Source organism: Aurantiacibacter sp. MUD61, assembly GCF_027912455.1.
Taxonomy (GTDB): Bacteria; Pseudomonadota; Alphaproteobacteria; order Sphingomonadales; family Sphingomonadaceae; genus Alteraurantiacibacter.
The window spans coordinates 1,026,856-1,048,262 of sequence record NZ_CP115446.1 but is presented as its reverse complement, the minus strand read 5'-3'; the positions used below and the strand labels follow the sequence as shown (position 1 = coordinate 1,048,262).

General features: G+C 57.8%; 23 protein-coding genes and 1 tRNA gene. 9 read left to right on the top strand and 15 right to left on the bottom strand.

Features of this window, described 5'->3' with window-relative positions:
- Positions 1-6: 6 nt before the first annotated feature.
- A complete protein-coding gene (locus O2N64_RS05015; RefSeq protein ID WP_271079182.1) occupies positions 7-1,230 on the top strand; it encodes an NAD(P)/FAD-dependent oxidoreductase in 1,224 nt (407 codons plus the stop codon).
- Here O2N64_RS05015 and queG read toward each other — a convergent pair.
- Positions 1,214-2,275: a tRNA epoxyqueuosine(34) reductase QueG gene (gene queG, locus O2N64_RS05010; RefSeq protein ID WP_271079181.1), complete on the bottom strand. Its 1,062-nt coding sequence runs from the start codon at positions 2,273-2,275 to the stop codon at positions 1,214-1,216. The two genes, O2N64_RS05015 and queG, sit on opposite strands and share 17 nt — an antisense overlap.
- 45 nt (positions 2,276-2,320) lie before the next feature.
- Between queG and O2N64_RS05005 the strand changes: the two genes are divergently transcribed.
- The 3 genes from O2N64_RS05005 to msrB are packed head-to-tail and all read left to right on the top strand — an operon-like array spanning position 2,321 to position 5,089.
- Positions 2,321-3,313 (top strand): ABC transporter ATP-binding protein, encoded by a 993-nt coding sequence (locus tag O2N64_RS05005; protein ID WP_271079180.1) that lies wholly within the window; start codon positions 2,321-2,323, stop codon positions 3,311-3,313.
- Positions 3,310-4,578: an ABC transporter permease gene (locus O2N64_RS05000; RefSeq protein ID WP_271079179.1), complete on the top strand. Its 1,269-nt coding sequence runs from the start codon at positions 3,310-3,312 to the stop codon at positions 4,576-4,578. The genes O2N64_RS05005 and O2N64_RS05000 overlap by 4 nt, the downstream gene beginning before the upstream one ends.
- A gap of 10 nt (positions 4,579-4,588) precedes the next feature.
- Positions 4,589-5,089: a peptide-methionine (R)-S-oxide reductase MsrB gene (msrB, locus tag O2N64_RS04995; protein ID WP_271079178.1), complete on the top strand. Its 501-nt coding sequence runs from the start codon at positions 4,589-4,591 to the stop codon at positions 5,087-5,089.
- Here msrB and O2N64_RS04990 read toward each other — a convergent pair.
- From O2N64_RS04990 to O2N64_RS04970, 5 genes are all read right to left on the bottom strand, one after another.
- The gene (locus tag O2N64_RS04990) at positions 5,086-6,831 is read right to left on the bottom strand and encodes a hypothetical protein (protein ID WP_271079177.1); all 1,746 of its coding nucleotides are present in this window, start codon (positions 6,829-6,831) and stop codon (positions 5,086-5,088) included. The two genes, msrB and O2N64_RS04990, sit on opposite strands and share 4 nt — an antisense overlap.
- A 12-nt stretch (positions 6,832-6,843) precedes the next feature.
- Complete coding sequence (locus O2N64_RS04985; RefSeq protein WP_271079176.1) at positions 6,844-7,245, bottom strand: GtrA family protein; 402 nt, start codon at positions 7,243-7,245, stop codon at positions 6,844-6,846.
- A gap of 2 nt (positions 7,246-7,247) precedes the next feature.
- Positions 7,248-8,840, bottom strand: coding sequence for an NAD(P)/FAD-dependent oxidoreductase (locus O2N64_RS04980; protein WP_271079175.1), 1,593 nt, complete (start codon positions 8,838-8,840; stop codon positions 7,248-7,250).
- Between the two features lie 80 nt (positions 8,841-8,920).
- On the bottom strand, positions 8,921-9,547 hold the full coding sequence (locus O2N64_RS04975) for a PilZ domain-containing protein (protein ID WP_271079174.1): 627 nt from the start codon (positions 9,545-9,547) through the stop codon (positions 8,921-8,923).
- Positions 9,548-9,992: 445 nt separating this feature from the next.
- Positions 9,993-10,385, bottom strand: a complete 393-nt coding sequence (locus O2N64_RS04970) for a DUF1937 family protein (RefSeq protein WP_271079173.1) — start codon at positions 10,383-10,385, stop codon at positions 9,993-9,995.
- Between O2N64_RS04970 and O2N64_RS04965 the strand changes: the two genes are divergently transcribed.
- Both O2N64_RS04965 and O2N64_RS04960 read left to right on the top strand, forming a co-directional pair.
- Positions 10,384-11,052, top strand: a complete 669-nt coding sequence (locus O2N64_RS04965; protein WP_271079172.1) for a hypothetical protein — start codon at positions 10,384-10,386, stop codon at positions 11,050-11,052. The genes O2N64_RS04970 and O2N64_RS04965 overlap by 2 nt on opposite strands.
- A 207-nt stretch (positions 11,053-11,259) precedes the next feature.
- The gene (locus tag O2N64_RS04960) at positions 11,260-12,408 is read left to right on the top strand and encodes a DNA-methyltransferase (protein ID WP_271079171.1); all 1,149 of its coding nucleotides are present in this window, start codon (positions 11,260-11,262) and stop codon (positions 12,406-12,408) included.
- A 64-nt stretch (positions 12,409-12,472) separates the two neighbouring features.
- On the opposite strand, the gene O2N64_RS04955 is transcribed toward O2N64_RS04960, so the two are convergent.
- From O2N64_RS04955 to O2N64_RS04945, 3 genes are read right to left on the bottom strand one after another with little or no spacing between them, the layout of a single operon-like run.
- Positions 12,473-13,168 (bottom strand): hypothetical protein, encoded by a 696-nt coding sequence (locus tag O2N64_RS04955; RefSeq protein WP_271079170.1) that lies wholly within the window; start codon positions 13,166-13,168, stop codon positions 12,473-12,475.
- Positions 13,161-15,578, bottom strand: a complete 2,418-nt coding sequence (locus O2N64_RS04950) for a hypothetical protein (protein ID WP_271079169.1) — start codon at positions 15,576-15,578, stop codon at positions 13,161-13,163. The genes O2N64_RS04955 and O2N64_RS04950 overlap by 8 nt, the downstream gene beginning before the upstream one ends.
- Positions 15,559-15,789 (bottom strand): hypothetical protein, encoded by a 231-nt coding sequence (locus O2N64_RS04945; protein WP_271079168.1) that lies wholly within the window; start codon positions 15,787-15,789, stop codon positions 15,559-15,561. The genes O2N64_RS04950 and O2N64_RS04945 overlap by 20 nt, the downstream gene beginning before the upstream one ends.
- Positions 15,790-16,093: 304 nt before the next feature.
- Between O2N64_RS04945 and O2N64_RS04940 the strand changes: the two genes are divergently transcribed.
- Positions 16,094-16,675, top strand: coding sequence for a recombinase family protein (locus O2N64_RS04940; RefSeq protein ID WP_271079167.1), 582 nt, complete (start codon positions 16,094-16,096; stop codon positions 16,673-16,675).
- Here the strand turns inward: O2N64_RS04940 and O2N64_RS04935 are convergent.
- Both O2N64_RS04935 and O2N64_RS04930 read right to left on the bottom strand, forming a co-directional pair.
- A complete protein-coding gene (locus tag O2N64_RS04935) occupies positions 16,672-17,457 on the bottom strand; it encodes a reverse transcriptase domain-containing protein (RefSeq protein ID WP_271079166.1) in 786 nt (261 codons plus the stop codon). The genes O2N64_RS04940 and O2N64_RS04935 overlap by 4 nt on opposite strands.
- A gap of 576 nt (positions 17,458-18,033) precedes the next feature.
- A complete protein-coding gene (locus tag O2N64_RS04930; RefSeq protein WP_271079165.1) occupies positions 18,034-18,252 on the bottom strand; it encodes a helix-turn-helix transcriptional regulator in 219 nt (72 codons plus the stop codon).
- Between the two features lie 109 nt (positions 18,253-18,361).
- Between O2N64_RS04930 and O2N64_RS04925 the strand changes: the two genes are divergently transcribed.
- The gene (locus O2N64_RS04925; protein WP_271079164.1) at positions 18,362-18,796 is read left to right on the top strand and encodes a hypothetical protein; all 435 of its coding nucleotides are present in this window, start codon (positions 18,362-18,364) and stop codon (positions 18,794-18,796) included.
- A gap of 7 nt (positions 18,797-18,803) precedes the next feature.
- A complete protein-coding gene (locus O2N64_RS04920) occupies positions 18,804-19,931 on the top strand; it encodes a tyrosine-type recombinase/integrase (protein WP_271079163.1) in 1,128 nt (375 codons plus the stop codon).
- 96 nt (positions 19,932-20,027) lie between these two features.
- Here the strand turns inward: O2N64_RS04920 and O2N64_RS04915 are convergent.
- The 4 genes from O2N64_RS04915 to O2N64_RS04900 form a co-directional block, all read right to left on the bottom strand.
- Positions 20,028-20,112 (bottom strand) — tRNA-Leu (locus O2N64_RS04915).
- Positions 20,113-20,259: 147 nt separating this feature from the next.
- On the bottom strand, positions 20,260-20,496 hold the full coding sequence (locus tag O2N64_RS04910) for a hypothetical protein (protein WP_271079162.1): 237 nt from the start codon (positions 20,494-20,496) through the stop codon (positions 20,260-20,262).
- A 90-nt stretch (positions 20,497-20,586) separates the two neighbouring features.
- Positions 20,587-20,868: an integration host factor subunit beta gene (locus O2N64_RS04905; RefSeq protein WP_271079161.1), complete on the bottom strand. Its 282-nt coding sequence runs from the start codon at positions 20,866-20,868 to the stop codon at positions 20,587-20,589.
- 174 nt (positions 20,869-21,042) lie between these two features.
- Entirely contained in the window at positions 21,043-21,381 is a 339-nt protein-coding gene (locus tag O2N64_RS04900) for a GntR family transcriptional regulator (RefSeq protein WP_271079160.1), read from the bottom strand.
- Positions 21,382-21,407 lie beyond the last annotated feature (26 nt).

Sequence of the window (21,407 nt, the reverse complement as noted above, 5' to 3'; positions counted from 1 at the left end):
CCTGCCATGACGCGTCACGATGTTGTAATAGTCGGCACCGGCCATGGCGGCGCCCAAGCTGCCATAGCCCTCCGCCAGCAGGGCTTCGAAGGCTCGATCCTGATGATCGGGCGCGACAATGTGCCGCCGTATGAGCGGCCGCCGCTTTCCAAGGAATATCTCGCCGGGGAGAAGCCGTTCGAGCGGGTGTTGATCCGTCCCGAGAAATTCTGGGCCGATAAAGATGTGGAGCTGCTGCTCGGCAAATCGGTGACGAAAATCATGCCCGAAGCGCATGAAGTGCAGCTGAGCGGCGGCGAGACGATTGGCTACGGCCGTCTGATCTGGGCAGCGGGCGGCGACGCACGGCGCCTGTCCTGCCCCGGCGCGCATCTGGACGGTGTGCATGCCGTGCGGGACAAACGCGATGTCGATGCCCTGCTGAAAGACATTGAAGGCGGTGCCAAACGCTTCGTGGTGGTCGGCGGCGGCTATATCGGCCTGGAAGCAGCCGCAGTGCTGCGCAAACTCGATCGCGAAGTCGTGCTGGTCGAAGCGCTCGACCGCGTACTCAGCCGCGTCGCGGGCGAAGAGCTTTCGCGCTTCTACGAGGCTGAGCACCACCGCCACGGTGTCGAATTGCGCCTCGGTGTCGGTGTCGAGAGGTTGCTGGGCGAGGAGCGCGTGACCGGTGTGAAGCTGAGCGATGGCGAAGAGATCGCCTGCGATGCGGTGGTGGTCGGTATCGGCATCGTTCCGGCTGTCGGACCACTGATTGCTGCAGGTGCTGCGGCAGCCAATGGCGTCGATGTGACCGATATCTGCCACACGAGCCTCGATCAGATTTACGCCATCGGAGACTGCGCGGCGCACGCCAACCCCTATGCCGACGGAGCGGTGATCCGCCTCGAAAGCGTGCAGAACGCCAATGACATGGCGACCACGGCGGCAAAGGCCATTTGCGGCAATCCAGAACCCTACAATGCGCTTCCCTGGTTCTGGTCGAACCAGTATGATCTGCGCCTGCAAACCGCAGGTCTGAGTATCGGCCACGACCAGACAGTGCTGCGCGGCGATCTAGATGAACGAAGCTTTTCGGTGATCTATCTGAAAGATGGCCGCGTAATCGCCGTGGATGCGGTCAATCGCACGAAGGATTACGTCCAGGGCCGCAAGCTCGTGGAAGCGCGCGCCGAAGTAGACCCGGGAGAGCTGGCCGATACCGAAAAGCCGCTCAAGGAGATGCTTTAAGTTGGGCCTTGGCCCATTGCGCGGCCTCGGCGACTACATCGTCCTGATCTTCGCAAAGGTTCTTCACCAGCGGCAATAACTCCGCATTACCGCTGTTCCCGGCAGCAATCAGGCAATTGCGAACGAAGCGGTTGCGGCCGATCCTTTTGATCGGGGAGCCGGAGAATTTCGCTCGGAAAGCGGCATCATCAAGTTGAAGCAGCTCGGCGAGTTGGGGCTCGACCAGCCCGTCGCGCGGAGCGAAGGCTTTGTGCCGCGCAGCTGTATCCGCAAATTTATTCCACGGGCACACCGCAAGGCAATCATCGCAGCCATAGATGCGATTGCCGATGGCTTTGCGAAATTCCTCCGGGATCGGTCCTTTGTGCTCGATGGTGAGATAGGAAATGCAGCGCCGCGCATCGAGCCTGTAGGCTTCGGGGAATGCATCGGTCGGGCAGGCATCCTGGCACGCGCGGCATGATCCGCAGCGGTCCGTTCCGGCCGCATCAGGCGTGAGCGGCACTGTCCAGTAAATCGCACCGAGGAACAGCCAGCTGCCATGCTCGCGGCTGACAAGATTGGTGTGCTTGCCCTGCCAGCCGAGACCTGCGGCCTCGCCGAGCGGTTTCTCCATCACCGGTGCTGTATCGACAAAAACCTTGAGCTGGCTGTCCGGCTCCTGCTCCACCATCCAGCGCGCGAGCGCCTTGGCAGCCTTTTTCAGCACGTCGTGATAATCGCGGCCCTGCGAATAGACCGAAATGCGCGCCTTTTCTTCGTCGCCTTCCAGCGCCAGTGGATCGACGTCCGGCGCGTAGGACATGCCCAGCGCGATAACGCTTTGCGCTTCCGGCCACATGCTGTTCGGCCCTTGCCGCACGTAGGCGCGGTCCTCCATCCAGCCCATGGTGCCGTGAAAACCTTCACCCAGCCATTCGTGCAGGCGCTCTGCGCGCACCGCGTCATCGTCGGCTGGCGCAATGCCCACGGCGGCAAAACCCAGCTCACGCGCTTTGGCCTTCAGGCGATCCTCAAGGAAGAGAGTTGACGGCGTGTTAACCATAAAGCGGGTGCGGCTCGTTCATCCTATGCGTGTAGCGGCTTCGGCATGGATATGGCGACAGGTGAATTCAATTCGAGCGAAAACGCTGGTGCAGGCGATCCGCGCCCGCTGGCGATCGAGGCGCGCGGCCTCGTCAAACGTTTCGACCAGACGCTGGCGGTGGACGGCGTCGATATCGCCATTCCGGAAGGTGCGATCTACGGCGTGCTCGGCCCCAATGGTGCGGGCAAGACGACGACGCTGCGCATGCTGCTGGGCATCATCGATCCCGATGCGGGTTATCGCCGCATCCTGGGTGCAGACGATCCGCAGGATGTCGCCCGCCGGATCGGCTACCTGCCCGAGGAGCGTGGCCTTTACCCTTCAATGAAAAGCTATGAAGCGATTGCTTTCATGGGAGCGCTGCGCGGTGTGCCGCTGCCACAAGGTCGCGAGCGGGCCAAGCAGCTGCTTGAAGAGCATGGCCTAGGTCACGCGATCGACAAGCAGATTCGCCAGCTTTCCAAAGGTATGGCACAGACCGTGCAATTACTCGGCACTTTGGTGCACGATCCCAAGCTGGTCGTGTTTGACGAGCCTTTTAGCGGTCTCGATGCGATCAATCAGGGCAAGCTGGAAGTGCTGATCCGCAATCTGGCGGACAAAGGCACGACCGTAATTTTCTCGACTCATGTAATCCACCATGCAGAGCGCCTGTGTGAAGGCGTGGCCATCATTGCGGGAGGCAAAGTCCCCTACGCGGGAAGCGTCGAAGTCGCGCGCGACAGGATCCCTGCACAAGTGCGACTGGAGACCCGCGCACGCGACGGCCGCTGGCTTGCTGCCCTGCCCGATGATGCGCGGCGCGTGGGCGACTTCTGGCAATTCCCGCTGCCTGCGTCCGGCGTTGAACCACTGCTCAAGGCATTGATCGAAGGAGACGCAGGCATTCTCTCGCTCAGTATCGAGCGCGCTGGCCTGCACGATGCATTTGTCGCCATCGCCGGTGAAGCCGCCGCGCGCAACATGGTCTCGCAAAACGCAGGAGAGCAAGCATGAGCCAGTCGGCCATCGAAACCGGCGGACGCCTCTCCATGTGGCGCGCAGCCTTTGTCATCGCGCGACGCGATTTTACCGCCATCCTGTTCAGCCGCGCCTTTATCTTCTTCCTGCTCGGCCCGCTTTTTCCTGTCGTGGTCATGGGCCTTGCGGGCGGCGTTGGTGCGCAGGTGCAGAGCGAGGCGATGGTCGCCGATGTCGGCATCGCCATGGAAGGCGAGGATGTCGACGCCATGCTTGCGGCCCGCAGTGCTATGGCGAACCAGCTTCCGGGCGCAGTGCCGCCGATGGTGGAGCTGGAGCGATTGGAGGCGGGTGAGGATTTTGACGCACGCAGCGTGCTTGAGACCGCAGAAGGCAGTCTGGCCGCTGTTGTTACCGGCACTCTCGATGCGCCTGTGCTCACCGCTACCGAAGGGCGCATCGCGCGCTGGCAGGGGACGGTCGGCATGGTTGCAGGATATGCCCGCGACGGCGCGATGCCCACCGCACCGCCTGTGGGCACAAGCGTGGTTGTGACCAGCGGCGCGCAGGAGAACACCGGCCGTTTGCGCACGGCGCAGGGCGGACAGGTGCTGTTGTTCCTGCTCATCATGTTGCTCGCCAGCATGGTGCTCTCCAACCTCGTCGAGGAGAAGGGCAACAAGATCATCGAAATCCTCGCCGCTGCCATTCCAATGGATGCAGTGTTTCTGGGCAAGCTGTTTGCCATGCTCGGCATCTCCGTCGTCGGTATCGCTGTGTGGGGCGGAGCGGGCGCGAGCATTCTTTACGCAGGCGGCATGTCGCTTTCCGATTTTGCCAATCCGGGTGTCGGCTGGCCGATGTTCTTCGCGCTCTTCGCCGCTTATTTCGCAATGGGATATTTGCTTCTTGGCTCGATCTTCCTGGCGGTCGGCTCGCTCGCCACGACGGTGCGCGAAGTGCAGACGCTCTCCATGCCCGCCACCATGTTCCAGATCCTCGTGTTCTTTTTCGCCAGCCTGGTTGTAACCGATCGCGGGGGGATCATCGAATATAGTGCCATGGCATTCCCGCTGAGTTCGCCTTTCGCCATGGTGGCGCGGGCGGCGGTGGAGGAAACGCTGTGGCCGCATCTGCTGGCGCTTGGCTGGCAGGCGATGTGGGTGGCGATATTCGTGCGCACGGGTGCGGGCATGTTCCGCCGCCGCGTGATGAAATCGGGCCCGCGCGGCGCGTTGCGGCGTGGTCCTCTTTCAGCTCTGCTGGGTGTGTTCAGGAACCGTTCGACACCGACAGCATAGAGTCCATGTTATGGCCGATACAAAGATTACCCGCCGCTCCGCCCTCGCCTGGCTGGGGGCTGGCGCATCACTTCCCGTCATTTCCGCCTGCGGAGGCAGCGAAGCGCAAGCGCGGCAGAACTTCCCCGTGTCTTACAGCGAGGCCGAATGGCGTCGGCGTTTGACGCGCATGCAATTCCGCGTCCTGCGCGAAGAGGCAACCGAACGCCCTTACAGCTCGCCGCTGAATGACGAGACGCGGCGCGGCACCTATCACTGCCAGGGCTGCGGCAATCGCCTGTTCTCCAGCGCGCATAAGTTCGACAGCGACACCGGCTGGCCGAGTTTCTGGCAGCCGATCGATAGCGGCGCAGTCGGCTATTCGACCGATTACAACCTCGGCTATCCACGCACCGAAGAGCACTGCGCCGATTGCGGCGGGCATCTGGGGCATCGCTTCAACGATGGCCCTCGCCCGACCGGCCACCGCCACTGCATCAACGGTGTGGCGATGGAGTTCCGGCCAGCTTAATCGACCCGGTAAACGCGCAAGACTCCGCTTTCGAAACCGGCAGCGGGCGTGAGCCAATTCGGCACCTCGCCGGTCGCGAGAGCATTGGCGAAATTATCATCCGAAGCGGTGCGATAAAGGCCGAGGTCACCGGCTGAGAGGCAGGCGACCACGTAATCGACGTCGTAGTTTGCGATAATGGCCTGTGCCTCTTCGATCTCGCCGGTAAAGGCGTTGATCGTCGCCACCATCGGTTGCTGATTGCGGTGATAGCTTGCCGCAACAACGCTGTGCCGGGTCTGGCCGAGAATTTCGGGCGCGCTGTCCATAGTGACGAGAAGGAGCCCCGGCTCCAGCGCATCGAGCTCTGCAAAATCGCATTCACCCGCAGCAATGGGCGCCGCTGCTCCGCGCGCCATGGTCGGGGTGGGAAAAAGCGGATCGAGCGGCTTGGTGAGCGCGCTCACGAACACAGGTGTCGCGAGGAAGATGCAGCCGAGCGTCGCGCCGAGGCGGGGAAGGAGCGAGGGTATCGCGCGCGCCTGTGGAAGCAGCAGCGCCAAAGTGACGGCCGCAAACGGGATGATGAGCAATTGTGCGATCACCGCCGCGCGCATGATGAAGAGGCTGTATCCCCATGCCGACAGTGCCAGCACGAACAGCATCACCCAGCCCATCCCCGCGCCATCCGCAAAGGCTCCTCCGCGTGCAGCGAGCCAGAAACCGCCGACTAGCGGGATCAGGGTCCAGATCAGCATTGCGGCGGCCGATACCGGCTGTTTCCAGAACGGCAGGCCTTCGGTTATGTACCCATGCCACCAGCTCGCCAGCACCGGGTCGAGCCCAGCCATCGGATTGCTCGCGCATTCGCCAAGGAAGCTGAAAGCAAAGGGCAGAGTCGCCAGCGGAATAAGCACAAGCGCGCCTGTGCGCCCGGCTGCATGCTGCTGGAACGGCAGGAAAGGCACCATACCCGCCACCAGCGCCGCCACGCCAAAGCTCGCGATATGGCCGGGGCGCAGGATGTCGCAATAGATGCCGAAAAGCTCCAGATTGGAGCGCGTGCTGAACGCCAGCAGGGCGGCGCAAACGGTCAGCGAGAGCAGGAACCATGGCAGGATCCGCCGCTCCTCCGCGATATATTGCAGGCCATAGAGCGCGGCCACCATTGCGACGAGCGGCAGGCCTTCGATCGAAATCGTCAGCCAGATTGCCGCCATCGCGCCTGCCCCCACCGCTCCCCACCGGCGCGGCGAAAGCATCAGCGCGGCCGTCGCCAGCGCAAAGACCGCCTGCGGTGCATGATGGTCGATCCGCATCGGCGCGAAATTGCCCGGCAGCAGCGGGAATAGCGGCAGGATAACGAGGCCGAAGCCCATCGCCGCATTGGAGAAGCCCAGCCGCAGCATGATGGATCGCAGCGCGAAAAGCACGGGCAGCAGCCAGAACAGCGGCACCAGCGCCATGCCCCAGCGCTCGCCAAACAGGGTGATGAAAAGAGCCAGCGGCAAATCCACCAGCCGCGACCAATGCATGGAAAACCCGTCAGGGGGGTTCATCCGGTATTGCGTGACATCCCACCAGCTCTGTCCGTCAAGAAGCGCACGCACTTCGAGAAGGCGAGTCCAGTCATCGGGTCCGACAGGCTCCCAGCCGAGCAGCGGCTGGATGGCGATGCGCACGGCGCAATAGATCGCCCAGACGGCCAGCACCGCCCATGCCGAGCGCATCAGCGCACCACGATCTGCCCCTCTCTGTACCATAGCGGAAGGTGCTTAGCGGAAAACGACGCGGCTGCGCAGTAGCCAAGTTGCGAAAAAGCTCACTCCGATCGCGGCAAGCTTGGCAAGGCGCGGATCCATGCCGCTCGCATCGCCGGCCCATACGATCGCGGTGGTCAGGGCAAGCCCGACCAGAGCCGAAATAACGAACAGCACCTTCTGCCGCGTCCGCTCGGCACCGCGCTCAGCGACATTGCCGATGAAGACCGCGCGGCTGCTCATCAGCCAATGCGCGACGATGCCCAGCGAATACCCGACCGCCGAAGCGCCCGCCGCCCACATGCCCATGGAAAGCAGCGCCAGAAATGTGCCTACATCCACCGCCAGCGCACCTACACTCGCGAGCAAATAGCGGGCGAAGCGCCAGTCGGTCAGTCGCTGGAAAGCGGCGATCATGGTCAGGCGGCTTCCTTGTCACCGACACGCTGCGGCACATCGCGGAGCGAGTTCAGCGCAGCAGCCTGATCGGCTGTGACACCGCGTGATGGCAGGCTGGCTTCAGCGCCTTCGTCGCCTGCCTCGTGATATTCGGCGTCTTCATTGACGCACCACGTGTCGTAGATCCGCTCGCCAGCCACGATGTTCTCCACCGTCAGCATGGCGGTCATCATGGCGTGATCTTGATTGTTGTAGCGGTGCATGCCGTTACGGCCGACCAGATGCAGCGTCGGGTGCTTGGCTTCCAGCTCCTCGCGCATGGCATCCACATTGGCCGCATAATCCTCGTCATAGACGGGATAGGCTTTCTCCTGCCGCACCACTGCGCCCCCGATTACCTTGTCGGGCGAGACGAGGCCGAGGATGTCCATTTCCTTTTTGGCGAGCTCGACAAGGTCGTCGTCCTTCATCGACCACAAGCCATCGCCTTCGAAGCAGAAGTATTCGAGCCCGACACAGGCGACATCCTCGTCCGGGACCATTTCGGGCGACCAGCTGCGGAAGTTCTGCACCCGGCCGACTTTCACCTTGTCGTCATGGATGTAGATCCAGTTGTCGGGGAAGAGGTCTTCAGACTTGATCATCAGCGCGACCGTCAGGAAGTCACGATATTTGAGATTGCTGGCGTTGATCGTTGTCTCAGGTAGCGGATGCAGACGCGCGCCCAGCTGCCGCATCGGCGCAGAGCTGATCGCGTGTGCGGCATTGATCACCACCTCGCCTTCGGGTCCGCTGGCCGTCATGCGCCAGCCGCCATTGCCATCATCGGCGAGCTGTTTCAGCTCATGCCCCATGATGACCTGGCCATGGCCGCTGGCGATAATCTTGTCGCGCGCAGCTTCCCACATCATGCCGGGGCCAAGACGCGGATAACGGAAGGTTTCGAGCAGAGTCTTGGCCTGCTTACCGCTGCCATCGTTCAATTTATTGAGGCCGAGCGAACGCTTCAGACCATCAACAACTGCGCTCCAGAGCGAGAGGCCCTTGATGCGTTGTGCCGCCCAATCCGCGCTCATTTCATTGCACGGCATGCCCCACACCTTCTCGGTGTAGGTCTTGAAGAAGATCGAATAGAGCTTCTTGCCGAACTGGTTGCTCGTCCAGTCCTCGAAGCTTTTGATATCGCGATTGGGAAAGGCCTTCGCCTTGCCATAGCTCAGCATGCACATCGCGCTGCGCCACAAGCCAAGATTGCGCAGCGCTTCGAACGCGCGCAGCGGGTAGGAGTAGAACTTACCTTCGTAATAGATGCGGCTCATCCGCGGGCGTTGGATGAAATCGTCGGGCAGGATTTCATTCCACAGATCCACGACCTGTTGGCTCTTGGAGAAAAAGCGGTGACCGCCGATATCGAAGCGGTAGCCTTCGTGCTCAACCGTGCGGCTGATGCCGCCCACATAGGTCGCATCTTTTTCAATGATCGCGACGCTCTTGCCCGCTTTCGTCAGCAGATATCCAGCCGTCAGACCTGCCGGCCCTGCGCCGATAATGGCCACATCGACCTTGATTTCGCCTGTCTGTTTTACGGTGTCAGGCGTGATGGATTGCGACATGAAAGCCCCCGGTTGTTGGTCCTGACCGGGAGTGAACGAAAATGGTTAGGGGATGGTTAATTCGCTACCGCAGCGAGCCTTCAACTGCGTCGTTGCAAATCGCGAGCGATCCGCGCCAATTCGCCGAATTGCAGCGTTTCCTCAAACACCAGCCCGCAAGTACCTTCGCGCCGCCAGCGCACTTTCGCGCAGGTGCCGGGAAGGCCCGCTGCGCTTAGCTTCACCCGCTGATCGGTTGCGAAACTGCTGGAGCATGCGACTTTGGCGCCCTGCTGCGAAATATCTTGGATGGTCGCATATTCGCGGTGGCCCTGACATTCGATTTCTGCCGCCGCGGTGAGGTTGAGGCGGACGGGGCGTTTCTCAAATCGCGAAGGGCTCTCGATAATGCGCTTGATATCGGCAGGCGATGCAAAGCGGAAACCGGCGCGGTCGCCATCCTGCCATCTCAGCTCCACGCCATAGCGATCGCCATTTTGCAACTCGAGCCAGATCGAGCCGCAATCGGGCATGCGATGGAATATACGCATCGAGATACCCGTTTCGGAAGCATCCCGGATAACGCCGAGGAATTCGCCATTGGGCGTGACCAGCTTCGCAGCACGGATCAGCAGCGTATAGCGCTTGGCCCGCCGCTGCTCAGCCGATTTGGCAGGCCGCTCGACCAAATCATAGGCTTCTGTTTCGTGACGTAATTGCTCGGCCATCGCTTTCCCCAATCATGTCGAGCGGGCCTTTCAGTCCGCGTTTCCTGTGGGAAAACAGATAGCAAGCATTGGATGATCAATTCAGACGGTCAGGCTCAGCAAATGCCGCAGGTAATCCTTACTGGCAATTTTACTTCTGGTGCGGGCGGTGGGACTCGAACCCACACGATCTATAGGATCAGGGGATTTTAAGTCTCGCCGCGGGGGATTACCGCGCAATCCCGATCGTTCCGTCTGAGCCCCATCCGTGGCGAATTTCGGCGACAAGCTGGAAACTTGGGGTCCTCATCGATTACCGATTGATACCCACATTTGTTGCAAGTTCCCTTGGGCAATTACACCAAAATTACCCCTTACTGCGGTTGACATAAGGGGGGCGGTTCACGCCCCCCTTTGCAACCGGTTGCAACGTGTTTGGCAATTAGCTTCAGTGGGCCAATAACTGCTAAACCCCTATCTCTTGGGGCTGGAGGAAAATAACGGGCAGCCCTTTATCTTGAAAAAACTCCACCTCTCTCTTCACCCCACTGCTTTGGTCCCAGCCGGGAAGTTGAAGCACGATCATCCCGCAGCAATGTTCCATAAAGGCTTCATCGAAAGCGACCCAATAATCTGAGCCCAAAGTTTCTCCCTCACCAGCCATAATCACATCAATCGGATGGGTCATAGTTAGTGGACTGTAGACAATGAGTTTCTTCTCGATCAGATGGGCGGCAGCCTTGGTCACCTTTTCGTATCGATCGACCTTCACCGCTTGGTCTGAATGGGTATAGGGACCGCCGAGATAGATAATGTCGCGGCCATTTGGAGGGAAAGTTTCGAGAATGGAGGGGGGCATGAAAACTCCTGTCGTCAACGCGAGAGAGGCAAGGGCCAATTCGGTTAAACAACTGTGCGAGCTTTACAATGTTGTGGTTGGCGTCGCGCTAACGATTGGTGTGTATAACGCATTTGCGCCCAACGAAAATGGTGCTGCGGCCAATACCGGGGTCCTCATTTCCCCTATCCACCTAGCAAATTTCTTGGCCTTCATTGCGCTTATCATCCCCTTCTATCATGGGGCAGTGCGACATCTATATGCGACGTATGTCGAACAGAGCGCCAGCACGCGAGTTAAGTCTTGGGCGGTTTTCTTCGACTTTCTCGTTCTCTTTGGGGAGGGTTGCGCCTTCGTTTTTCTCGCAGCGCACGCTGATGATGCAAGGACGTTTCTGTTCGGCGTTGTCACACTGCTAGGGATTGATTGTGTCTGGGGCGTCTTTGCGACGGCTGGTATCGCCGGTTCAAATGCTCAAAAAGCCGAAATGAAATGGGCGGCCATAAACGTCATTACGATTATTCTGATAATTGTCATAGATGTCATCATCGTCAAAGGCATCCATGGATGGTCGTTTTGGACTGCCCTTTGCCTACTATGCATTATTCTCCTGCGCACCATTATCGACTACGGCCTGTCGTGGGCGTTCTATTTCCCACCCATCTCCGGCTCTGAAACGGAGGAGTGACCCCGCAAAGGATCGCGGACCACGCCTCAGCCTCTTTGGTGCGAATGTGGCTATCGTCACCTCCCCTCTTCACAGCACCACTTGACAGTAGGTGAGTAATGAGCTGTGAGGCTTCCGTCTGAAAGCATTGCGTTCGGCGAGTTGCCACCGGTAAGGTCCGGCGGGTGTCAATGTTCAGTTAGACAGAATGGTCGCTCAGGAATTAGAATGTCGAATTGGGACGAAACGCACCAAATTGAGATCGATCCCGAGCCCAAGCAAGGTCGACACACCACTGCGCCGGTCTACAAAACCGAACTGGGGGCGGCTTACTGCGCAGACTCCCTTCAGTTGCTGCAATCCAAGACGTTTGAGGCATTTAAGGGCAAGGTTCAGCTTGCCTTTACGTCGCCTCCATTCCCGCTGAACACCAAGAAGAGTTATGGCAACCTGCAAGGGCAGGAATACATCGATTGGTTCGCGCAATTTGCGCCACTCTTGCGCGAGATGGTCACCGACGATGGTTCTATCGTCATCGAGATCGGAAATGCGTGGATGCCCGGCGAGCCGGTCATGTCAACTCACGTGCTGGAAGCCTTCCTTAGCTTCTTAAAGAAGGGTGACCTCCACCTTTGTCAGGAGTTCATCTGGTATAACCCTGCACGCCTTCCTTCTCCGATCGAGTGGGTGAATAAGGAGCGATCCCGGGTGAAAGATGCCTTCACTCGTATTTGGTGGATGTCACCAGTCACTCGTCCCAAAGCAGACAATCGGAAAGTGCTACGGGAGTATAGCCCGAGCATGAAGCGTCTCATTGAGACAGGAAAATATAACGCGGGAGGGAGACCCTCCGAGCACAACATTGGCGCGGATAGCTTCAAGACTGACAACCAGGGGGCAATACCACCAAACGTCGGCGGGATGGATGCTGTACCCTCTCTGGATCGACTAATCACCCCGAACGGCTTCGCTGAATATCTTGAGCAAAACACAAACCTCTTAAAGGCCGCAAACACACTTTCTAGCGATGACTATAGGAAGTTTTGCCTGGCGAGAGGAGCGCAAATTCACCCTGCTAGAATGCCTTCATCACTTGTCGAGTTTTTCGTTCGGTTCCTCACCGATGAGGGCGATTTGGTCCTCGATCCTTTCGCGGGGAGCAACACAACGGGATCTGTCGCTCAGTCCCTCGAAAGAAAGTGGCTTTCGATTGAGGCAGACTGGGCTTACACGACACATTCGATCGGAAGATTTTCTCCCTCTGAAATCGTCGCAAGCTGTGACGGGGTTTATATCTCGGAGTTTGAGAATTGTGGGCCAACGAAAGTGCCTCACGCATCGAAGCATCGGCAACAAAAGGTCAGCGAACAGACTTGATCTTGATGCATATGAAGACGGGATAGCAAGCTAGAGGGTAGGCTATCCTACGCGTCATGCGTCTCTAACGTCTCGATTGTAGCAACACGTTGATCTGTCCGGAAAATCTGCTTTTTATCGTCTCGTAAAATTCTTCCAGCTGCAGCAAACTCTTCTTCGAGATAGCTTCACTGCCGCCAGAAACACCTCGATTGATATGATCGGTATCGTTCTCGTCGAGCCAAGCAATTGCATTATCAATCGCAGCCTTTGTTGCGCGAAGGCGATCTTCGAGGTGCTGAGGATCACTCTTTGTCATCTGCAGAAATGAAGCCGCCCCGAGCCACATTCTTGGTTCTTCTGGATCGCGGCTGTGCTTTCGAAAGACCGTGCTCTTATAGAGAGGAGCCACTGCATCATAAATGGCCTGAGGTGATCGCGTCGATGAAGGATCGGCTCCATCCCGGACTTGCATTAGACGTTCGGATTCAGAAATGCCGAGGTCCGTCAGTCGATAGGTGTTTGGCCTCACCTTCTCCAGCCACCCACGCCTCAAGGGATTATCCTTTTTCGTCGTGCCCATTATCTCCATCATCACGCGCTTGTGGTCCGGATAATTCGACTCGTAACCCCGGCATCCAAAGCGATTGGGATTGCGTTGCCAAGTCGCAACCGTGAGGTCCCATTCTGAGAATTCACGCTCCCCCGCGCTATCAATGGTGTATGCACCGAGTAGGATCTCTTGTGCAGCTGTAAGACTGGCGGCTTGGATCTTAGGCATCGGCGAGACCTTCCTTCGACAGCAGCTGGTCGCCAAGCTCCCAAGCCGCATCGATGAAGTCTGCACACTCCATCTCGGCTTCGGTAGCCGCTTGCATATACTGAAACTCCGTCACCATGCTGCCTGCGATTTGCTGGCGGACATAGAGACGCTTGAGGATATCGAAGCATTTAAGCGCAACGAAATGGATAAACGTCCGCGACGTGACCCGGCCTACTCCGCTTGAGCCGCCCCCAGTCCTTCTTACGCGGAGAGCCTCTTTGCTGGCTGGATTGATCCAAACGACATTCGAAAATAGCGGATCTTCGATGATCGTGGGCAATTCTGGCCCCCCAGTGACTGTGCGCTGCTCGGGAGGAAACTCATTCATGCCAGGCGCCTCATCGCCGCAAAATAGGATCTCTGGGACATCGCTTCCGGCGTCGGCCTTGCCTTCGGGTGGCGGCATTCGCTCAGATCCGACCTCAACGACGAAGTCTCGGAAAGCTTCGTCATCATCGCCGAAGCGGACACGGACCTTCGCCTCACCTTCCTCTTGGCCTGCCGTAAACTTCCCATGCCTACCAATTCGCCCCATCGCAGAATGGTGGACCTCGGCCTCCACCAGCACTCCATCCAAGGGCCCTGAATCTGTTTCGAATGTGAAGTGAAGTTGGCGTTTTTCACCTTGTTTCAGAACCGTAGGCAATGGTTCCATCGTTACGTCCGTTGCATTTGCGACCCACACTTGGACAGCATTCGATGTGACAGAACCATCAAAGCTTTCTAACCAAATCTTGCCCAGACCAGCGTATTTTGCCTCCAGCATTCCGTTCTCGTCGAATTCGAATTGATCCGCTGGTTCGCAAGCAAATTTGAGGGGAGCGTTACGCACGGAACGGCTCTCCATCGTCTCAGGATCATGTTCGATGCAACTAAAAAGCAATGGCACGGCCGTTCCACGGATAAGCGAAATATCATTGCGGTTGCGCTCAAGCAAAATTTCATCAACCCGTTGTCCGTACTTTATTGGCTCGCGATACTCCTGATCTCCTTCATCTCCATTCCCATCATGCGCGCCGTCCTGACCATTATCTTCAGAGCTACCGGAAGCGTCAGACTCCAAGTATCTACGCATCAGATTCCTTATGTTGTTGAGCGCGCTGCGGGCTTTCTCGCGGTCTTTGGGGTTTGTTTTCTCGGCCATTGCTTGATGGAGATCGTTCGCAAGTTCTTGCACCTTCTCTCCCGCCCAGTGCTCAAGGGCTCGAACCAGAGCGGTGTCATTCAGATGCAATCGATCGGCTCCGGCTAGATGCTCACCTAAAAGCGAAGGGCATCGGAGTTCGCCGAAGATGAAGCTAGCTGCGCTCACCCGGTGTAATGTTTGAAGGGGCCACGTCGCTACATTGTTGCGGTTATTCCAGACCCGTATGACATTCTTGGCGCGTGTCTCTTGCGAGATCTGAAGTTGCTTTGCGCTCGCATGGAGGCTGAGGTACGCATCACCAGCTTGACCTTCGAGGATATTGACAGCCTCGCCAGTTTCGGGGTCAGGCAGGACATCCGGAATGTCGAATATCCGTGGCTCTTCAAATCCAGCAAATGGCTCGATGAGCGCCGGCCGAATGGGGCCGCCGCCATATATATTCCCATCCACGAGCACCCAAACGTGGCAGGTTTCAATTGTCATAGAGGTTTGGCCATGAGTGCTGATTATCTCAGCGATCTCTGCGGCAGCTGCACTTCTAAGCTTGCGCTTATTCCTGCGCTGCCAATCTTCAACTTCCTCCACATACGCCGCGGTGTATGCATTCCTATTGGCGTAGGCCGCTTTTGCGGGCTCCGGAAGATCATCGAGGTCGGCTCCTACCAATCGGAGAATTTGTTCCAGCGTTTCGGTGGGAGTTGCGTTCGACACATCATCTAGAATTTGGCCATCCTCGACCCCGAAGCCAGGGCGATAGCGCTGACCCGGCTGGTCGTTCACAAAGCCCTTCTTGGTTCGCCTTCCTTCGTAAGTGGAGTCGAGGAACGCGCGCCTCGTAGCCCCTCGGACCATAAACGCCTTCCCGCCGTTCCCATGACCGGCTTCAATGTCGGACGCGAGATCAACTTGGCCAGCCGAAGGATCTGACCACTTAGTCCACCCCTCAAAATTGCGAGATGGTGCGCCAGCGAAATCGATTACTGCTAGCGTCTTTTTTGTTGTGCTGAGAGCGACAATGATTTGCCGCCATTCAGGTTCGAAAATTCCGAGGCGAGAATACTGATCCTTAGAATTCTTGATCAATTCTGCGAGGCCATCACGCAAGGAGCGGAAGCGCCCCGTAAGCTGGTTCAGGGTCGCCTCCGGATCGATTGGAATATTCTCCGGGAGAAGGAAATCCGCGTCAATCGCGGTGTCTGTTTCAGAACTTGAACTTGGCATTCGCTTTTCCCTTCGGAGATGCAAAGCGGTTTTCCACTTCTGAGATGGCATCCTTGAGCGCCTTAATCATCTTGCGGAGCTCAGCTTCTTCCCACTCATAGAGCGAACGGTTCGAGAGATTCCCGATCCTACCAATGGCAAGCAAGGCCTTATTGGTTCGCCCCTCCGCAAGTTCCAGAAACTTCTCATGTTTCTCCGCCGATTCAACCATGTTGCACCACTCCGTCTCACAATTTCAACCGATTCGATCAGACACTATGAACGCATATGTGGCGGTTTATGGCAAGGGAAATGTTCGTATATGCGTGCATTTACGCGAGATATACGCGCGAATATCTTCCCATACATTCGGAATAACCGCCCGTATATGTGCAGGGCAGCGCGAAGTCTGGTCGCAGAAATTGTAACTTTTGGATCCAGTAAATCGGCTTGACCCCAATGGCCCATAAGATAGGCAATCATTGTTTTGGGGTGCCCAAAACAGACGAGGTAACTTTTGGGGCCTGGAGAATTGAATGAGCCGTATCGCCTATTATCGCGTATCCACTGGTGCGCAGAGTGTCGAAGCTCAGCGCAGTGCTTTGGCTGGGCCGTTCGATCGTGAGTTCTATGACGAGGGGATTAGCGGTGCCACGCTGGCCGCCGCGCGGCCAGGCTTCGGGGAGTTGCTGTCTTACGTTCGAGATGGCGACACCGTGTGCGTTTATGCACTCGATCGGTTAGGGCGCGATGCCCTCGACGTTCAAGCGACTGTGCGCCGCTTGCTAGAAGAGGGCATCATGCTTGACGTGCTAGGGCTTGGACCGATTGGCAAGGGTGTCGGCGAGCTTATCGTAGCGGTGCTTGCACAGATCGCTGACATGGAGCGGCAACGCATCCGTGAGCGATGCGAGGCAGGCAGAGCAGCCGCGCGCAAAGCACTCAGCGAAACCGGCAAAACGCATCGAGGCAAGGCGAGCCTAGGCAGACCTCTGGCTGCAGACCCATCGGCGGTCCGGGAGTGGCGCGAACAAAACCGCGCGACAATACGCGAGACGATGGATGAGTTCGCCATCTCAAAATCCACGGTCAATCGGTACTGTGGTGCCCCAACTTAGGCCGCGAGGCAGTCAGCTGCTGACCGAGCCGCCAATCCTTCCCGCGCTCGCTCTAAATCTAAGAGCAACCCCGACTTCCAAGCTGCAATGCCTGGCCAAAACTTCCATTCGTTGGCTTGCCCGAAGATACGGGAGCGGACGCGGCTCAGATCGTTATGTGTCAGACAGTTGAGAAGTTGCGTCCGAAGCACGATTGCTCTCATATTGGCCACCTGCTCATCAACGAATGTGTGCAGTTCTCCAGCTTCGAGCTTCCAGATATGACCGAGGAATGAAAAGCCGTCTGCAATCGGTATCGGGCGAGAGAATGTTAGTTCGAACGGTCCGACGCCGGAAACGCCGAAGGCGTTCCGAAGGCAGTCCTCAATAGCAGCCGCCTGCGCTGCGGGTAGAAAGATACCCAAATTGTCCGAGTAGGTGACGACCAAGGTGCAGCGGAGGTGGTCAGCCAGTCCCTCCAGCACTTCGGCCATCGCCATTTCGGCAACCAGCGGAGACAACGCCGACCCCTGTGGTAACACGCGCCGGACCCGTTCATTTAGTTCGCCACCTGGAAGGTAGGCCCTAGCCCTTCTGTCCATGAGAATACGCATCTCACCGGAGTGCATTTGACGCCGAATGATTGCTTCCGCCAGACGGAAACGGCCTTCTATCCATGCTGAGCTGATAGAGCCGAAGAAATCTTTGACATCTACCTGCATAAACACATGGTCTGCTGAGAGGTTCGGAACCTCTTGGCGCAGATACTCGCAAACCGCCGACCGCCCACGCCCCGTCAACATGTACTGGGAGGGGTGGTAGTTTGCGAATGGTTTGAGGCTGGACGCAATCAGGCGCTGGCGCGCCTGATTGCGTCCAGCCGAACTTGAAGATTACGCGTCGATCAAGCGTACCGCCGCTCGTGAGCGAAGGCTTCGGTGCGCGTACATCGCGAAAAGACTGATTTCTCTTTTTGGGCTTAGCGTAGACCACCGCACATGCTGGTTCGCTGAGACGGCCCACGCGGTTCAGCAAAGTAAGGATTTGACGGATGCGCTCTGCCCGCGTGATTGCTCGTTTCAATTGCGGGTCCTTCGGCCGATCCGCCAGCGTGCGGGGTTTCTCCCGCCAGAGAGCTAGGTACCGTGTAGACAAGCTGCGCCGAAGTCTTTCGCTTTCCTTGCGCGCAATCCTACCTCGGCCATTTGCCAACGCATCTACCAGCCGGTCGTGTAGCTTTCTCTCTTTCGCGCGGAAAGACCTCATCATGGAAGTCTCTTCCTCGACGGTAACGCTTGCCGGATCAAGACTGCCTGCCGCAATCAATCGAATGAGGTCATCCGCACTTCGCATCGATGGTGAAATTGCAACCGGTTGCACTACTGACCCTGCATCGTCTCATCGATGAAAGCCTGTACGTCTGTCAGACGGTAGAATACCTTCCCGCCCAAACGAAACGACTTTGGCCCTCGTCCCTTGGTGCGCCAATTGGCGAGGGTTTGCTCAGCCACCCCCAGATACTTCGCAGCGTGGGAGCGCGTCATCCTTCCGTCAGGCGTGACGATCATTTGTCGTTCTCTCACACGTCGCTGCATCATGGTTGGCTGCTTCTCCTCATCGTGGTCGGTGAGGCGCCACCTAAACCTGCTTGACGCACTTGGCAACAAAAAATATACACTTTTCGATATTAATTTGGAGAAGTGTAGAATGAGCGAGAAAAAGGCAAGGGGAGCGCCTCGTCGAGGGCCGTACGGAGGCAAGACGAGATCATTTGCGACGAAGCTAACTGACGAGACCATGGAAAGGTTGGAGAAGAAGGCAATCGTCTCGAACATGTCGATCAGTCAGGCTGCAGAGGCCATACTTGTTCAGGGGCTCAACGCGGAGGACGACTTCCAGCGGCATTTTGCGCCGCCTCTTCGATCCTTCGAGGCCTCCATCATCAGATCAATGCCCGATCACGATACAACCGATGATCTTTCTGCATGGTCAGAGGCCGCAGGTAAGCTCGTAAACCGATTGTCGGATGAGCTAACCAAGTCGATTGCCGCGCTTGCGGCCGAACTTGGATTGCCGAACGAACCAGCGCCCCCGGTCAAAAAGCCGCGGCCGACCCGCCGTCGCAAGCTGGATCTGAGGTGATCACGCCTTGACGCTGCAAGTCATAACTCCAGCCAACCGCCGCAATCTTGCGCCTGGGCAACGCCTCACTGAGTACGGTATCACGGTTGAGAAGCTCGTAGACGGCGATGAGAAGTGGTCGCTCGCCTTCATATATCTACGGAAGCGCGTGAAAAGGGTGCTGGGCCTCAAGAGCGAGAATTGGAACGCCACCAGAGCTCTTGAAGTTCGAGATCAAATCAGAGCAGACATCCGCGACGGTCTAGACACTCTTCCCAGAGGTCGACAAACACCACTCCGGTTCGCCGAACTCGCGGCTTGGTATTTGGACGAGATCGAAGCCTCTGGCGGAAAGAACCTCGAACGGAAGCGTCTCCACCTTGAACGTCGCTTGGTCCCCAAGCTCGGCCATCTTGTCTTAGAAACAATTTCTGAAGAACACATCGGGAGATACTGCCAGGAGATGGTGCAGAGCGGCCTGTCCCCCTCAACCGTCAATCGCGATCTAGCGACGCTCAGCCACGTCTGGAACATGGGGGTCCGTAGACGCAAGCTGCGCCGAACACCCTGCTCAATCGTGAAACTAGCAGAGCCGGAAGGACGAACGGTAGTTCTATCAGATCACGAATGTGATCTCCTCATTGAGGCTGCAAAGCGAGATAGCCACCCCTTGCTTTGGCTATTCGTCGAGTTCGGATTGGGTACGGCAATGCGCTCAGCGGAGATTGTCTCCGCACGCTTCGACCACATCGACTGGAAGAATTGCCGTCTTTATCTGCCTAAGGCAAAGGCAGGTGACCGCACACAACCGCTCACGAAATCCCTCGTGGAACTGTTGCGACGTGAGCGCGAGCGCAGAACTGATCGCAACGGCTGGATATTCCCATCGACAAGAACGGCCACTGGGCACGTCAATGAGTTCAATGGTGCTTTCAAGCGCGCCGTGCGGGCAGCAGGTCTTTCGCCGGAAATGGTAACACCCCACACTATGCGCCATACGGCGGCAACGAAGCTCGTAGCGTCAGGAGCGCCGCTCCCAGCTGTTCAGAGGGTCACTGGACACAAAACTTTTGCCATGGTGCTACGGTACACCCACCTCGCCGATCGGAGCATCGATGAGGCGATGGTCGCGCTGGAGCGAAGTGTTTCAGCGTGAGTGTCCGATTGACCGCGGTTACACCAAAACTACCTCTTCTCATGGGTCAGTCTACTTCTGCGCTGCCCGTCTTGTGCCGAGAATGGCAGAAAAGCTTGGTGCGGGCGGTGGGACTCGAACCCACACGATCAAAGATCAGGGGATTTTAAGTCCCCGGCGTCTACCATTCCGCCACGCCCGCTTGGGCAAGCTGCCTAAACGGATCGCGCGGACGAAGGCAATCGCCTTGGTGCCCATGCTCGCAGATTCCTGCATTCGACCAGCTGGGCGAACGAAAAAGCCCGCCGCTGCATGAAGCAAGGGCGGGCTTAATTCCTATGGCTCGGGATCAGCTCGTGGAGGTTGTCCCGGTGCCGACAGGCGTGCCAGTGGCGGCCTTTTCCTTGTCAGCCATTTTCTTGATAAAATATCCGCCCGCACCAAGTGCGAGCAGCGTGGGAAGTCGCAGACGCGAAATGATGGGTACCGCAAGTGCACCCAGCACTGCGCCACCCGGGCCTTCGATACTGCGAACATTTTGGGCCGCGCGTGCGCCGACCACTGCACCGATAATCTTACCAATCATGAGGTATCTCCTTTAATTACAAGAGAAACCCCTGAAACTGCCGAAGTGTTCCGCAATTCGTCGCAAATTGCGGTCTGTCGGTAATGCTGATTAGCTGGGATTCAGCCGTTCGCGCATTTCCTTACCCGGTTTGAAGTAAGGCACGCGCTTTGCCGGGACATCGACGGCTTCGCCGGTGCGCGGATTGCGCCCAGTGCGCGCTTCGCGCTGGCGCGTGGTGAATGTGCCGAAACCGCGCAATTCCACTCTGCCACCTTCAGCCAGACGCGTGGTGATTTCATCGAAGAAAATGTCGACAACCTGCTCAACCTCCTCGGGTTTGAGATCTGGATTATCTGCACTTAGCGCCTGAAGTAGCTCGGACCTGATCATGTTACCTCCCCGATCGGGTGATGGTGCGACCCGCATCAACTGCAATCGGTGCGCTTAGTAGAAGCGCATTTACATATGTAAATTGCCAGACAACGCCACGCGGCGCAATCCCGCGACTGAAATTTCACAAAATTTTTCATCTGAGCGTCGGCAGGAGCCGAGTTATAGCTGCGATCAGGCGTTTTCGACCAGATCGGATACCGACAAGCCAAGACGCGTCATCTTTCGGCGAATGCCCGGCCATTCGTCCTGCAGAAACGTGTCCCGCTCGCTTTCCAGGAGCTTGGCCGAGGCACCTTCGCGCACGAACATACCCACCCCGCGCTGCACACGGATGAGACCGTCTGCCTGGAATTGCTGGTAGGCCTTTGCGACAGTCAGCGGATTGGCACCCTGCTCTGCGGCGAATGCGCGCACAGATGGGAGCATTTCCCCCTCACCATACCGCCCATCGATGATGGCGGCGGCAATCTGCTCGCGCAGTCGAAGGTAAACGGGTTTTGTGTCAGCCATGATGGTGCATCACTGCCATAATACAG